2 protein-coding genes are annotated in these 740 nt (G+C 41.6%); both read left to right on the top strand.

Features of this window, described 5'->3' with window-relative positions; all coding sequences use genetic code 11:
* Window positions 1-190: dihydrodipicolinate synthase family protein (locus ACS8FD_RS20105; protein WP_439277166.1), on the top strand; the 190-nt coding region annotated here is incomplete at its 5' end.
* 90 nt (window positions 191-280) lie between these two features.
* Entirely contained in the window at window positions 281-604 is a 324-nt protein-coding gene (locus ACS8FD_RS20110) for a hypothetical protein (protein ID WP_227511675.1), read from the top strand.
* Window positions 605-740 lie beyond the last annotated feature (136 nt).

The following is a 740-nucleotide window of genomic DNA, read 5'->3' on the forward strand; positions in this document are numbered from 1 at the left end:
GTATGCAGTACATGATGTCGTTAAGCATTTGCACCGTGATTTATTTATTGAGTCGAGTCCTATTCCAGCAAAATATGCGTTACATAAAATGGGTATGATAGATACAGGTATTCGTTTACCGCTAGTATGGCTGGCCAAAGAACATCATGCCACGATTGATACTGCCTTAGAACAGGCAGGTTTATTATAAACATCGGCTAAAAACCAATCATTAGATATGGTAGGCACAGTATTCGTACCGTATCTAAATAAGTGTCGATTGCTAACTCTGAGAGATAATATGATGAAAGCATCATTAACGACCCCAAAACGATTGACCGCCATAGTGACTTTAGTGTTAAGTAGCACTTTAGTATTAAGTGGCTGTCAGGCTACCAAAGAGCTACTTGGCAAGCGTGACAATGGCAGCTTAGAATACCAAGATAGTAAAAAGCTTGCGCCATTAGAGATGCCTGTCTCCCAAGAAGCAGCACCATTTGTGCCTTTGTACCCTACGCCAAATCTTGGAGCAAACACGCTCAAGCTACAGAATGAATCAGGCAAGCAGTATCGGCTACCAAAGCCTGAACGCGCGGTTCCAGTAACTGCTGCCCCTGCTAATTAGTAATCTAGTTTTTTACGTACTATATTGCAGCCAATACTTTGGCCGTGGTTGCACGTTTTTATTACCTAAGTTTGAATGAACAGGATCCTCTACCATGCAAAAGCAACAATTGCTCTATAAAGGCAAAGCCAAATCT

The organism is Psychrobacter sp. 1U2, from assembly GCF_051847575.1.